This is a genomic window from Chitiniphilus eburneus, from assembly GCF_005048205.1.
Classification (GTDB): domain Bacteria; phylum Pseudomonadota; class Gammaproteobacteria; order Burkholderiales; family Chitinibacteraceae; genus Chitiniphilus; species Chitiniphilus eburneus.
Genome location: NZ_SUMF01000016.1, coordinates 20,492 through 34,321 on the forward strand (window position 1 = coordinate 20,492; position 13,830 = coordinate 34,321).

Sequence of the window (13,830 nt, forward strand, 5' to 3'; positions counted from 1 at the left end):
GTTTATTCAGGGAGTCGGCGCCTCCGGCGGGCGCACGCGGTGCCAGATCGCGTACAAGGCCGGCAGGAACAGCAAGGTCAGCACGGTGGCCACGAACAGCCCACCCATGATCGCCACCGCCATCGGTCCCCAGAAGGTGTCCCGCGTGAGGGGAATCATGGCCAGGATGGCGGCCGCGGCGGTCAGCATGATGGGGCGGAAGCGGCGCACCGCCGATTCGATCACGGCGGTCCATGGCTCGTGCCCGTGGGCGATATCCTGCTTGATCTGGTCCATCAGGATCACCGAATTGCGGATGATCATACCCGATAGCGCGATCACGCCCAGTTGGGCGACAAAGCCGAATGGCGCATCGAACAGCAACAGCGAAAGCGTGACCCCGATCAGTCCCAGCGGCGCGGTCAACAGCACCATCACCATGTGTTTCATGCTCTGGAGCTGGATCATCAACAGGGTCATCACCACCAGCAGCATCAGCGGCATCACCGCAGCGATCGATTCTTCGCCGATGCGCGACGCCTCCAGCGTGCCGCCGGTTTCGATGTGATAACCCGGCGCAAGTTTCGCGGCGATGGCATCGATTTTCGGCCCGAGCGCCACGGTAACGTCCGGCGCCTGCGCCCCGTTGACATCGGCGCGCACCGACAGCGTCGGCACGCGGTTGCGCCGCCAGATCAGGCTTTCCTCCGACTCCAGCCGGATATCGCCCAGTTGCGACAGCGACACACTGCTCCCGTTCGCCAGCTTCACCGGCAGATCGCGGATCGCCGTGAGCGAGCCGCGCTCGCCCGGTACCAGCCGCGCCACCACATCGATCATCTCGTTATCTTCGCGATATTGGGTGGCGGTCACGCCCGAAATCGCCAGTTGCAGGTATTGCGCCAGTTGTTGCGTGGTCAGCCCGGTGTCGCGCAGTTTGTCCTGGTGTGCATGGATACGCAGCACCTTCACCTGTTCGCCCCAGTCGAAATGCACGTCGCGCGTATGCGGATTGCCCCGCATCGCCGTGGCTACCTGCTGCCCGACGCGACGCAACTCGGCCGGATCATCGCCGGAAATGCGGAACTGCAATGGATAACCCACAGGCGGACCATTCTCCAGCCGCGTCACCCGGCCGCGCACCTGCGGGAAATCGTCGGCAAACAATTGATTGAGGTGGGCGAACACGTGCTCGCGCACCTTTTCGTCGCGCGTCATCACCGTGAGCTGCGCGAAGTTGAGGTTGGGCTGCTGTTCGTCCAGCGGCAGGTAGTAGCGCGGCGAGCCGAAGCCGACATAGCTGGTGACGTTGACCACGTCCGGATCGCGCATCAACAGCGCTTCCAGCTTTTTCGCCTCGCGCTCGGTGGCCTGGAACGACGCGCCGTAGGGCAGCCACAGATCCACCATCAGTTCCGGCCGCGCGGATGCGGGAAAGAACTGTTTGGGAACGGCCAGTGCAAACACGACCATCGCCAGCACGAAGACGCCGAACGTCGCGGCAACCGTGGTCTTGCGCCAGGTGATGCACCAGGTGACCAGTGCGCGGAAACGCCGGTAGAAGCGCCCCTGGTAGACATCGTGCCCGTGTTCTTTGGGCTTTTCAGGCAACAGTTGATAGCCCAGGTACGGCGTGAACACCACGGCCACGATCCACGACAGGATCAGCGCGATGCCGACCACGGCAAAGATCGAAAAGGTGTATTCACCGGCATTGGATTTGGCCAGGCCCACTGGCAGGAACCCGGCGGCGGTGATCAGCGTGCCAGTCAGCATCGGCATCGCGGTGCTGGTATAGGCAAAGGTGGCGGCGCGAAAGCGATCCCAGCCCTGCTCCAGCTTCAGCGCCATCATTTCGACGGCGATGATGGCGTCATCCACCAGCAGACCGAGCGCGATCACCAGCGCACCCAGCGAAATCCGTTGCAGATCGATCCCGGCCAGGAACATGCCGAGGAAGGTCAGCGCCAGCACCAGCGGGATGGACAGCGCCACCACCACGCCGGTGCGCCAGCCCAGCGAGAGAAAACTTACCGCCAGCACGATCACCACCGCTTCCAGCAACGAATCCATGAAGATACCGACCGCACGTTTCACCACCGCCGGCTGATCGGACACGGCGTGGAACTCGATGCCCACCGGCAGCGAGGCGCGCACGCGCGCCAGCGTAGCGTCGATCTGCTGGCCCATGCGCAACACGTCGCCGCCATGGCGCATCGACACACCCAGGCCGATGGCGGGCTGCCCCTGGAAGCGCATCGCCATTTCCGGCGGATCGATGGTGCCGCGATAGACCTGCGCCACATCGCCGACGCGAAAACGCTTGCCGCCCGCCTCGATCATCGTGTCGCGAATCTGTGCCGCCGCGTCGAAATTGCCGGTCACACGGACGAAGACGCGCTCTTCCCGCCCTTCCATCACGCCCGCCGGCGTCAGCGCGTTGGTGGCGGCCAATACCTGGTTCACCTGGAATGGGGACAGGCCCAGGCTGGCCAGCTTGGCAGTGGAGTATTCGACGTAGATCTTCTGGTCCTGCTCGCCGACCAGCGTCACCTTGTTCACGTCCGGGATGCGCAGCAGTTCCTGGCGTACCGATTCCACGTAACGCTTCAGTTCCGGCATGGTGAAACCGTCAGCGGTGAAGGCGTAGAGGTTGCCGTAGGTCTCGCCGAACTCATCATTGAAGAACGGCCCGACCGCGCCCTGCGGCAAACCGCCGGTGGCCTGGAGGTCGGAAACGCGTTTGCGTACCTGGTACCAGCTATCTTCCACCTGCTGGCCGCGCACCGATTCCTTCAGGATCACCAGCGTCAGCGATTCGCCGGCTCGCGAGTAGCTACGCGTGTAGTCCACGGTGGGAATGCCTTGCAATGCCTTTTCCAGCGGATCGGTGAGCTGCTGCTCCACTTCGGTGGCCGAACCGCCGGGCCAGAAAGCACGTACCACCATGGCCTTGAAAGTGAACTCCGGGTCTTCCTTCTGCCCGAGCTTGGTATACGCCAGCGCGCCGGCCAGCGAGAGTACGATGATCAGGTACAGCACCAGCGAGCGATGGTTGAGCGCCCAGGCCGAGACATTGAAATGCCCGGCATGCGTCGCGGGCTCGCGTTCCATTTCATTCATTGGCCCGCCCCCGCATTGGCCGCGCCCAGGCGTTTCACTCGCTGCCCCTCGCGCAGCAGGTGCGCGCCAGCGGTGACGACCAGATCATCGGCGACAACGCCCTTAACCAGCGCCGCGTCGTCGGTGATGCCGAGCACCCGGACCGCCCTGGCGTGGACCCGCCCGGCTTTCAGATCCAGCAACCACACCTGCTGCTTGCCGGTTTCGCCGAACAGGGCGGTCAACGGAATCTGCACCGCGTCGCCGGCTGGCGCGCCAGCCTTGCCACCCGGCGCGGCGAGACGGACGCTGGCACTCATGCCCAGTTGCACTGCCGCGTCATGATTGAAGCCGATCCGCGCCGGATAGGTGCGCGCGGCGGCGTCGGCGGCGGGGGAAAGCTCGCTGATCCGCCCTGGCAGCGTCTTGCCGGGCAAGGCCCAGAATCGCACCTCGACGGCATCGCCTAGCTTGACCGACGCGCGCAGATGCTCGGGCACGTCCACGGCGATTTCGCGTTCGCCGTCGTGCGCCAGCGTCACCACCGGCTGGCCCGCCGCCAGCACCTGCCCCGGCTCCGCCGCCACCTGGGTGATCACGCCGTTCGCGTCAGCCAGCAGCGTGGTATAGCCGGCCTGATTGCGCGCCAGCGCGCGCTGGGCATCCGCCTGCCGCGCCGACTCGCGCGCGGCATCCAGCGCGGTGTGGCGATTGTCGACCTCGGCCTGACTGACGAATTTCTGTTCGTACAGCCGCAGCGCGCGCTCGTAATCCATCGTGGCCTGGGCCAGTTGCGCCCTGGCGGCGGCCGCCTGGGCATCGGCCGCCGTGGCGTTGAGCGAGGCATCCTGCGGATCGATGCGCGCGATCGCCTGCCCTTGCTTCACCACGGCCCCCAGATCGACGCGGCGCTCCACCAGCTTGCCGCCGATACGGAACGACAGCGGTGTTTCCACGTGGGCACGTACCGTGCCGGTCAGTTCGGCGCCCGGCGCGCTGACAGGCGCGCCGACCCGCATCACCCGCACCGGGCGGATTTCCTCCAGTGGCGGCGCGGATTTACCACAAGCGCCCAGCAGCAACGACAACAGCAAGGCGGCCCAGATTCGGCGGCGGACGGAAAGCATGGCGGTTTACCTATCAGGCGGATGGTGGGGTGGACGACAGGCCGCGCAGCAGCAGGTCGAGCAGGGTTTCGAGGTAAAGCTGCGGATCGACTTCCTGGCCGACGCAACAGGGCGCAAAGGTGTGCTGCCAGATCATCAGCATCACGATGGGCGCGGAGATCACATGCACCGCCAGATCGGCCGCCACGGGGCGAAACTCGCCGGAGGCGATGCCCTCCTCCAGCACCCGCTGCATCAACGCCTGGCCCGGCGCGATGAACTCATCGTGGTAAAGCTGCGCCACGTCGGGAAAGTTGCGCGCCTCCGCGATCATCAGCTTGGGCAGCGCCGACAGACGCGTGGCGCCCACTTCGGCCCACCAGGTACGCACCAGCTTGCCCAGCCGCTGGCTGGCCGTCAGCCCCGGTTCGGCCATCAGTGAATGGCCGAAGGCGATCTTGGGCAGCAGCAACTCGCGGATCAGCGCGGCGAAGATTTCCTCTTTGTTCTTGAAATAGAGATAAGGCGTACCGCGCGTGACCCCGGCATGCCGCGCGATGTCTTCCACCTTGGCGGCGGCATAGCCTTTTTCCGCGAACACATCGAGCGCGGCTTCCAGGATTTCCTGCGGGCGGGCGGCCTTGCGGCGGGACCAGCGTTTGGCGATCGGGCAATGAGGCATGCGAGTGACCGGAAAGCATGGCGCCGGGTCAAACCAGTCGGCGTCACATTTAATAAATGAATGTTCATTTATTATTCCGAGCCAGCGAATGCGTTGTCAATTACTTGTCAGCCGCCGTCCGGCGGGAGAACAGCGCGGGTCAGACTGACCGCTACGCCGTGGCACATGGGGGAAAGCGCGGGCATCGGCGAACATCGATATCGTCGCCGCAAACGGATACACCCGCGAACCCGCACCGGCGTTACAATCCGCACCGTTCAACCGTGTTGCCACCCTGGAGCCGCCATGATCGAGATCACCCCGCAGGAAAAGGCCCATATCCTTTCCGAAGCCCTGCCTTACATCCAACGTTTCTTCGACAAGACCATCGTGATCAAGTACGGCGGCAACGCCATGATCGACGAGGAACTGAAGGAAGGCTTCGCCCAGGACGTGGTGCTGCTCAAGCTGGTGGGGATGAACCCGGTGGTCGTCCATGGCGGCGGCCCGCAGATCAACGACCTGCTCGATCGTATCGGCAAGAAGGGCGAGTTCATCCAGGGTATGCGCGTGACCGACGCCGAGACCATGGACGTGGTCGAGATGGTGCTGGGCGGCCACGTCAACAAGGAAATCGTGTCGATGATCAACAAGCACGGCGGCAAGGCCGTCGGGCTGACCGGCCAGGACGGCCACTTCATCCGCGCGCGCAAGATGTTCCTCAAGGGCACCAATCCAGACGAGCTGGTCGATATCGGCCAAGTAGGCGAGATCGAGAAGATCGACCCGTCCATCGTCGCCCACCTGGACGCCGCCGACTTCATCCCGGTGATTGCCCCCATCGGCGTCGATGCCAGCGGCGAAAGCTACAACATCAACGCCGACCTGGTGGCCGGCAAGCTGGCTGAAGTGCTGCACGCCGAGAAACTGATCCTGATGACCAACACCCCCGGCGTGCTGGACAAGGACATGAACCTGCTAACCAAGCTGACCGCGCGCCGCATCGACGAGCTGTTCGCCGACGGCACCATTTCCGGCGGCATGCTGCCCAAGATCGCCTCGGCGCTGGACGCGGCCAAGAGCGGCGTCAACTCGGTGCACATCATCGACGGCCGCGTGAAGCATGCGCTGCTGCTGGAAGTGCTGACCGAGCAGGGCGTGGGAACGATGATCCGCGCGAAATAAGCAACCTCGCGCATGACGCGAGGACCGGATCACGGGGCGGTGGAGGCGCGATGCATCCACCGCCCCCTTCGTTCCGGCCCCGCATCCACCCATGCCGACGGCCATGCAAGCCAGTGCCCGCTTTGCATGTTCGACCTTGCTGGCTAGATTGATAGGGTCGGCATCGCACCCCGCCCGGCCGGCGGGGTGACCGGCCCCCTTTCCACCCGCGAGGCACTCAATGAATACTGCGCGTCATCTTCTGGCAGATAAGCAGATCCACGACATCATTTCGATTTCGCCCCAGGCCACCGTCTACCAGGCGCTGCAACTGATGGCGGAAAAAAACATCGGCGCCGTGCTGGTGATGGAAGGCAAGCATCTGGTGGGGATTTTTTCGGAACGCGACTACGCGCGCAAAGTAGTGCTGCAAGGCAAGACATCGGCGGGCACGCCGGTGGCGGACATCATGACGCGGCAATTGATGGTGATCCCGCCCGACACCGACATCGACACCTGTCTGGCCCTGATGACCGAAAAGCGCATCCGCCACCTGCCGGTGCTGAACGGCGATGAGGTGAGAGGCATTCTCTCCATCGGCGACCTGGTTCGCGCCAAGATCGCCGATCAGCAATACACTATCGAACAGCTCTCGCAGTACATTTACGGTATTCGCTGACACCACCATCGTCGGCGCCGCGCCTACCCGATTTTGCACACCCTGGCGGCCGATGGGCCGGAACAAGCGCCCGGCAAAGCCGGGCGCGAAACGGGGCGGAAGCGCAGGCAACGGCGCATCCTGATCGATTCCACTCCCCCGCCCTCGCCGCCTCGAGGGAGCTTTGCCCAACTCCGGCCTGGCGCCACTTGCGGATTATCCGCGTGGTTCCCGATACTGCACCCCATGCCCCATCCCACCTGGCTGTTCGATCTCGACGACACCCTGCACCATGCGCATCGGCACGCCTTTCCCGTGATCGACGCCGCAATGACGGCCTGGATCGCGCGGGAGCTGGCGGTGTCGCACGACGAAGCCAATTACCTGCGCGTCCATTACTGGCAGCGCTATGGCGCCACCATCCTGGGGCTGCGACGCCACCATCCGCAGGTCGATCCCCATCACTTCCTTAGCGCGGTCCATCCGTTGCCGCACCTGCTGGAAACGCTGCATCCCGTGCCACGGCTGGCCCGCACGCTGGCGCGGCTGCGCGGGCGGAAGATCCTGTTCACCAACGGACCCACCGCCTATGGCGAGGCAATGCTGGAAGCGCTGGGCGTGGCACGCTACTTCGATGTAGTGGTCGGGGTGGATCAGGCACGCTTTCACCCCAAACCATTCAGCCACGGCTATCGCCGCTTGCTGACACGCTACCGCCTGAACCCGCGTCACTGCGTCATGGTGGAAGACAGCGTGGCAAACCTGGCCACCGCCAAACGCCTGCGCATGCGCACGGTCTGGCTACGCCCGCACCGGCGCGGCCATGCAGCGGTGGATTACTTGCTGAACGGGTTGCACCAGTTACCGGGCCGGCTGCACCAAAAACGCTGAACCCCACATCTTGAAACACAGAGAACACGCAGAACACAGAGAAAGGCGGGAGGAAAACGAAAACCGCAAGGAGAGGCTGCACGGCGGCTACCTGCCGCTTTTCTCGCTTTTTCTCTGGTTTCCTCTGTGAAACTCCGTGTTCTCTGTACCCTCTGTGTTTCAAGATTTGGGGTTTCCGGGTTTCGCCCTTCCCTCTTCCCGCTTCTCCCTTCCCAGCCGTTACAGCTCCACCTGCATCCCCATTTCCACCACGCGGTTCGGGGGAATCTTGAAGAAGCTGGTGGCGCGCAGGGCGTTGCGATTCATCAGGGCGAATATCTTGCGGCGCCACAGCGACATTTCGGGGTACTTGGCCGCAACGATGGTTTCGCGCGAGAGGAAGAACGAGGTCTGCATCGGGTCCAGGTCCAGCTCGGGCTGAAGCTCCTTCACCAGCTTGAGGATGGCCGGCACGCTCGGCTCTTCCTTGAAACCGTAGGTGGCGATGATCTGGTAGAAGGTCTCGCCCAAACGCCGCACCGCCACCCGCTCGCGCGTGGCGACGTACGGGATGTCGGCATTCTCCACCGTCATCAGCACCACCTGCTCGTGCAATACCTTGTTGTGCTTCAGGTTGTGCAGCAAAGCGTGTGGCACACGATCCGCGCTGCCGGTCATGAAGATGGCGGTGCCTTCCACGCGTTGCGGCGGGCTGGATTCCAGCATCTCCACAAAGCCTTCCAGCGGCAGCTCGCCCTGGTGCAGCCGGTCGTTGAGCAGCGCGCGGCCGCGCTTCCAGGTCATCATCAGCGTAAAGGCGATCACCCCGACCAGCAGCGGGAACCAGCCACCGTCGTGGATCTTCAGCGCGTTCGACGAGAACAGCAGCAGGTCGATCACCAGCAGCACCGACAACAAGGCAAAGATACCGAGGCGCGGAATGCCGGCGAAACGCCGACCCAGCACGGTGAACGCCAGCAACGTGGTCATGACCATGGTGCAGGTCACGGCGAAGCCATACGCCGAGGCGAGGTTGCCGGAGGAGCGGAACAGCAGCACCAGTGCGATCACCGCCACCAGCAGGAACCAGGTGATGCCGGGCATGTAGATCTGGCCGATCTCGGTATCGGATGTGTGCTCGATATCCATGCGCGGCGCGAAGCCAAGCTGGATCGCCTGGCTGGTCATGGAGTACGCACCGGAGATCACCGCTTGCGACGCGATCACCGTCGCCACCGTGGCCAGTACCACCAGCGGCAGCACGCCCCACGACGGCGCCAGCAGGAAGAAGGGATTGGCGATGGCCTTGGGGTTGGCCAGCAACAAGGCGCCCTGTCCGAAATAGTTGAGCACCAGCGACGGCAGCACCAGACCAAACCAGGCGCGGCGAATGGCGGGGCGGCCGAAATGGCCCATGTCGGCGTACAACGCCTCGGCGCCGGTCAGCGCCAGCACCACCGCCCCCAGCAGCACGAATGCCTGCCAGGCGTGGTGCACCACGAAGCGTAGCGCGTAGATCGGGTTGATCGCGGCCAGCACGCCCGGCGACTGGACAACCTGGTACAGCCCGAGCAGGCCCAGCGTGACGAACCACAACAGCATCACCGGCCCGAACAGCTTGCCCATGCTGGCCGTGCCGCGTGCCTGCAATACGAACAGCACGATCAGCACCACGATGGTGATGGGAACGATGTACGGGTCCAGGCGGTGCGATACCACGCCGATGCCTTCCAGCGCAGACAGGACAGAAATCGCTGGCGTGATGATGCTGTCGCCGTAGAACAGCGACGCGCCGAAGATACCCAGCGCGGTAAAGAACAATGCCTTGCGGCTACCGGTACCCGCCTCGCGCAGCGCCAGTGCCATCAACGCAAGTACCCCGCCCTCGCCACGGTTGTCCGCGCGCAGGATCAGCACCACGTATTTCACCGAGACCACCAGCATCAGCCCCCAGAACACCATGGAGAGCATGCCGAGCACGTTCTCGGGCACGATGGGCAGCGGTACGTGACCGTTGAGGCACTCCTTGAGGGTATAGAGCGGGCTGGTACCGATGTCGCCATAGACAACGCCCAGCGCGGCCAGGGTCATGGCGGCACGGCCGGTGGGCTTGCCTGCATGGGAAGTGGGATTCATGCGGAACTTACGGGAAGTGATGTGCGCGGATTATAGCCTCGTGTCGATCCGCTCACCGGAATTAGGCTGGGCGTAGTTGCGGCAATGCAGCATGTACCTGTGCCCAGTCAAAGAACGGACCGGGGTCGGTCTTGCGGCCCGGCGCGATTTCGCTGTGGCCGACGATGGCTTCCAGCGGGTAGCGATGCGCCAATGCCCGCAGCACCGCCAGCAAGCTGATGTACTGCGCCGCTTCGAACGGCGCGAAGTCGCAGCCTTCCAGTTCGATGCCCACCGAGAAATCGTTGCAGCGCGCGCGCCCGCACCATTGCGACACGCCGGCGTGCCACGCCCGCGCTTCGGTCGGCACGAACTGCACCAGCTCGCCGTCGCGGCGGATCAGGAAATGCGCCGAAACGCGCAACCGCGCCAGTTCGTCGTAGCCCGGCCGCGCGGCCGGATCGATGCGATTGGTGAACAGGCGCTCGATGTCGTCACCGCCGAACTCGCCGGGCGGCAGGCTGATGTTGTGGACCACCACCACCTTGACCGCATCGCCATCCAGCCGTGCATCGTGGTTGGGACTGACCACCTGTCGCACCTGCGGGCAGTAGCCCCGCGCGTCCAGCGTCAGCTCAGTCGTCACGATCTTTCCCCGCCAGCCCCAGCCGATCCATGCGATAGCGCAGCGAGCGGAACGTCACGCCCAGCAGCTTGGCCGCCTGGGTGCGATTGCCGCCGGTCTTTTCCAGCGCATCCTGAATGGCCCCGCGCTCCACGCGGTCCAGGTAATCCTGCAAGGGACAATCCGCGCCCCCGGTCGCTTCCTCGTCGAAGCCGTGCGGCGACAGTTGCAGGTCGTCGCCGGTGATCTGGCTGCCGTCGGACAATGCCAGCGCGCGCTCCAGCATGTTTTCCAACTCGCGCACATTGCCGGGAAAGGCATAGCGGCGCAGCGCGGTAAGCGCGTCGTCGGCGAAGGACGGCGCTTCCTGCCCGTTCTGCGTCGCCAGCCGTGCCAGTACATGCCGTGCGATCAGGACAATGTCGTCGCCCATTTCGCGTAGCGGCGGCATCTTCAGTTCGATCACGTTCAATCGGTAATAGAGATCCTGGCGGAAGCGGCCGGCATCGACGCACTTGGCCAGATTCTGGTGCGTGGCGCAGATCAGCCGTACGTCCACCGGTTCCTCGACCGTGCTGCCCACCTTGCGCACCTTGCGTTCCTGGATCACGCGCAGCAGCTTGACCTGCATCGCCAGCGGCAGATCGGCCACTTCGTCGAGAAACAGCGTGCCGCCGGTGGCCGCCTGGAAAAAGCCGTCGCGATCCTGTTCGGCGCCGGTGAACGCGCCTTTGCGGTAACCGAAAAACTCGCTTTCCATCAGGTTCTCGGGGATAGCGCCACAGTTCACCGCAACGAAAGGCTTGTCGGCCCGCGTGCCGCTCAGGTGGATCAGCCGCGCCGCGCGCTCCTTGCCGCTACCGGATTCGCCACTCACGTAAACCGGCGCCTGGCTGCGAGCCAGTTTTTCCACCAGCTCCAGCACCTGGCGGATTGCCGGCGAGTTGCCCAGCAGCGGGCGATCCTCGCCGGACAGGGCCTCCACCGCGCCACTGGTGCTTTCCTCCAGGTTAAGCGCCGATTTGACCAGGGTGCGCAGTTGTTCCAGCGACACCGGCTTGGCCAGGTAGTCGAACGCCCCCGCCTTGAGCGCGTTGACCGCGTTCTGCATGCTGCCGTACGCGGTAATCACCGCCACCGGAATATCCAGCCGTTGCGCCTGGACGAACTCCACCAGTTCCAGTCCTTCGCCGTCCGGCATGCGCATGTCGGTCAGCACCAGGTCGTAGCGGGTACGCCCGAGCAGGGCCTTGGCGTCGGCGACGCAATACGCGGTCTCGACATCCAGCCCCATCTTGATCAGGGTGAGTTCCAGCAGTTCGGCGAGATCAACCTCGTCATCGACCACCAGTACCCGCCGGGCATTCCTAGCCTTTCTCGCCATCATTGACCTCGAACACGATTCGGAAGCACGCCCCCTCCTCCACCGGCACATATTCCAGCCAGGCCGAGTTGGCGGCGCAGATTTCGCGGGCAATATACAGCCCCAGGCCGGTGCCCTTGGATTCGGTGGTGAAGAAGGGCTCGAACAACTGCGTCTGCGCATCCACCGGCACCGGCGGCCCGTCGTTGCGCACGTCCAGCCGCCACCGGCCATCGTCGCCGCGATCCACCGCGAGCGTCAGGCTGCCCGGAGCCTTGCTGCAATAGCGCCAGCCGTTGCGCACCAGGTTCCACAATACCTGGTGCAGATGGCCGGCATCGAAATAGACCTCGGCCTCGGGCGGGCAATCGCAGGGCACCTCGATAGGGATGTCCTCCACCTGCCGCACATCGTTGAGGAAGACCTCCAGCCAGTCCGCGAGCCGGATATGGACGCGCTGGAGCCGGTCGCGCCGATTCAGCTCCAGCACGTCCGCCACCATCCGCTCCAGCCGTGCGGCATTGTCGCCGATGATGCGGGTCAATCGCCGCGTCAGCGCGTCGCCGCCCGCTTCTTCGTCCAGTAGTTGCGCGGCATGCGAGATGGCCCCCAGCGGGTTGCGTATTTCGTGCGCCAGATTGGCGGTCAGGCGGCCCAGCGCGGCCAGCTTGAGCTGTTGCGACTCGCGCCGCAGCCGGTCCATGTCTTCCAGATAGACCAGGATATCGCCCGTCATGGTGAACGACGCCGGCACGAAGCGTGGCCGCAGCGTTTTGCGGGTGGTGGCCGCCTGCACCAGCCCCGGCGGGGTGTATGGGTCCTCGCGCCACTCGCGCAACACGCGGTCCAGATCGGGCAGCAGGCTCGACAATGGCACCGGGTAATCCGGCCGCTCGCCGATCAGGCGGGCCGCCTGATCATTGCATTGCCACATGTCCCCTTGCGAATCGACCACCATCACCCCGTCCGAGACATCCTGGAGGATGCGCGCATTGAGCTGGGCCAGGCTTTGCAGATCCTCGCCGCGCTGCTGCGCCAGCGCTTCGCTTTCCCGCGCATAGCGCGCCAGCCGGTGCGCCGACCACGCCACCGCGAAGCAGGCAAGGCACAGCAGCACCACGCTGGTGTAGTCGTCCACCTCCGCCACGCCTTCGATCACGCGCAACGTGTGCTCGATCAACAGCGCAACGCTGGCGAGCGCGGCATGGAACAGCGTCATGCGGCCGCGCGCGATCAGGCCGGCGGCGGCGAGATAGCACAGCAACAGGATGCCCAGTTCGCTGCGCATGCCGCCGAACAGGTGAACCAGCGACACCAGGAACAGGATGTCGGTAGTGGCATGCACGGAAAGCTGGACGTCGAACGAAGGGCGACGAACCTGGATGCCAGCGATGAACGCCAGGCCCGCCAGGGTATAGATCGACGATAACCAGAGGAATGCAGTCCAGGCGGCCTGGCTGGCGAACGCCAGCGGCATCAGCCAGGTGCTGCTGGCCAGCAGCGCGATCACCGAGGCCAGGCGAAAGGCATTGAGCAAACCGAGCGAGCGCCAGTAGACCTCGACCGCCGACAGCGGGCGATCCGGGGCGACCGGCGCACGCTCAGCCCTGCGCGCGGTTTGGCGTGGCGTCAAGGAAACGCGAGAGTTCGGAGAGCGCGGCTTCGTAGACGCCACGCTTGAAATCGATCACCGCATCCAGCGGCGCCCAGTAGGCGTTCCAGCGCCAGGCATCGAACTCCGGATGCGTGGAACGTCGCAGGCAGACATCCGTATCGCGCCCGACCAGCCGCAACAGGAACCAGATCTGCTTTTGCCCCTTGTATGTACCGCGCCATTCGCGGCGAACCCAGTTGGTCGGCACATCGTATTTCAACCAGTCACGCGTGCGGCCCAGAATGCGGACATGCTGCGGCGCAAGCCCGACTTCTTCCATCAGCTCACGGAACATCGCCTGTTCCGGCGATTCGCCCTGCTTGATGCCCCCTTGGGGGAACTGCCACGAATGCTCGCGCACCCGCTTGCCCCAGAACACCTGGTCGTGATGGTTGAGAATGATGATGCCGACGTTCGGGCGATAGCCGTCACGATCGAGCATGGGGGTAAACCCTGTAACCTTTAGTTAACGCCAATTTTTCCACATCCGTCGCGCCTTGCAAACAGCGGCGCGCCATTCGGAGCACTCGTTT

11 protein-coding genes are annotated in these 13,830 nt (G+C 64.4%); 3 read left to right on the forward strand and 8 right to left on the reverse strand.

Annotated features, from left to right (window positions below; genetic code table 11):
* Nucleotides 1-6: 6 nt before the first annotated feature.
* The 3 genes from FAZ21_RS13340 to FAZ21_RS13350 are packed head-to-tail and all read right to left on the reverse strand — an operon-like array spanning nucleotide 7 to nucleotide 4,869.
* Nucleotides 7-3,102: an efflux RND transporter permease subunit gene (locus FAZ21_RS13340; RefSeq protein WP_136773937.1), complete on the reverse strand. Its 3,096-nt coding sequence runs from the start codon at nucleotides 3,100-3,102 to the stop codon at nucleotides 7-9.
* Nucleotides 3,099-4,208 (reverse strand): efflux RND transporter periplasmic adaptor subunit, encoded by a 1,110-nt coding sequence (locus tag FAZ21_RS13345; RefSeq protein ID WP_136773938.1) that lies wholly within the window; start codon nucleotides 4,206-4,208, stop codon nucleotides 3,099-3,101. Before FAZ21_RS13345 ends, FAZ21_RS13340 begins: the two co-directional genes overlap by 4 nt.
* Before the next feature lie 13 nt (nucleotides 4,209-4,221).
* Nucleotides 4,222-4,869, reverse strand: coding sequence for a TetR/AcrR family transcriptional regulator (locus FAZ21_RS13350; protein WP_136773939.1), 648 nt, complete (start codon nucleotides 4,867-4,869; stop codon nucleotides 4,222-4,224).
* Between the two features lie 285 nt (nucleotides 4,870-5,154).
* Between FAZ21_RS13350 and argB the strand changes: the two genes are divergently transcribed.
* From argB to FAZ21_RS13365, 3 genes are all read left to right on the forward strand, one after another.
* Nucleotides 5,155-6,033 (forward strand): acetylglutamate kinase, encoded by an 879-nt coding sequence (gene argB / locus FAZ21_RS13355; RefSeq protein WP_136773940.1) that lies wholly within the window; start codon nucleotides 5,155-5,157, stop codon nucleotides 6,031-6,033.
* A 220-nt stretch (nucleotides 6,034-6,253) separates the two neighbouring features.
* The gene (locus FAZ21_RS13360; protein WP_136773941.1) at nucleotides 6,254-6,691 is read left to right on the forward strand and encodes a CBS domain-containing protein; all 438 of its coding nucleotides are present in this window, start codon (nucleotides 6,254-6,256) and stop codon (nucleotides 6,689-6,691) included.
* Between the two features lie 225 nt (nucleotides 6,692-6,916).
* The gene (locus tag FAZ21_RS13365) at nucleotides 6,917-7,561 is read left to right on the forward strand and encodes a pyrimidine 5'-nucleotidase (RefSeq protein WP_136773942.1); all 645 of its coding nucleotides are present in this window, start codon (nucleotides 6,917-6,919) and stop codon (nucleotides 7,559-7,561) included.
* Nucleotides 7,562-7,780: 219 nt separating this feature from the next.
* Here the strand turns inward: FAZ21_RS13365 and FAZ21_RS13370 are convergent, their stop codons facing one another.
* The 5 genes from FAZ21_RS13370 to FAZ21_RS13390 all read right to left on the reverse strand — a co-directional run bounded on the left by FAZ21_RS13370 (nucleotide 7,781) and on the right by FAZ21_RS13390 (nucleotide 13,739).
* Entirely contained in the window at nucleotides 7,781-9,676 is a 1,896-nt protein-coding gene (locus tag FAZ21_RS13370; RefSeq protein ID WP_169307392.1) for a potassium transporter Kup, read from the reverse strand.
* Between the two features lie 61 nt (nucleotides 9,677-9,737).
* Complete coding sequence (gene ampD, locus FAZ21_RS13375) at nucleotides 9,738-10,301, reverse strand: 1,6-anhydro-N-acetylmuramyl-L-alanine amidase AmpD (protein ID WP_136773943.1); 564 nt, start codon at nucleotides 10,299-10,301, stop codon at nucleotides 9,738-9,740.
* A complete protein-coding gene (locus FAZ21_RS13380) occupies nucleotides 10,291-11,664 on the reverse strand; it encodes a sigma-54-dependent transcriptional regulator (protein WP_136773944.1) in 1,374 nt (457 codons plus the stop codon). Before FAZ21_RS13380 ends, ampD begins: the two co-directional genes overlap by 11 nt.
* Nucleotides 11,648-13,276, reverse strand: a complete 1,629-nt coding sequence (locus FAZ21_RS13385) for a sensor histidine kinase (RefSeq protein ID WP_136773945.1) — start codon at nucleotides 13,274-13,276, stop codon at nucleotides 11,648-11,650. The genes FAZ21_RS13380 and FAZ21_RS13385 overlap by 17 nt, the downstream gene beginning before the upstream one ends.
* Nucleotides 13,245-13,739: an RNA pyrophosphohydrolase gene (locus FAZ21_RS13390; RefSeq protein WP_136773946.1), complete on the reverse strand. Its 495-nt coding sequence runs from the start codon at nucleotides 13,737-13,739 to the stop codon at nucleotides 13,245-13,247. The genes FAZ21_RS13385 and FAZ21_RS13390 overlap by 32 nt, the downstream gene beginning before the upstream one ends.
* Nucleotides 13,740-13,830 lie beyond the last annotated feature (91 nt).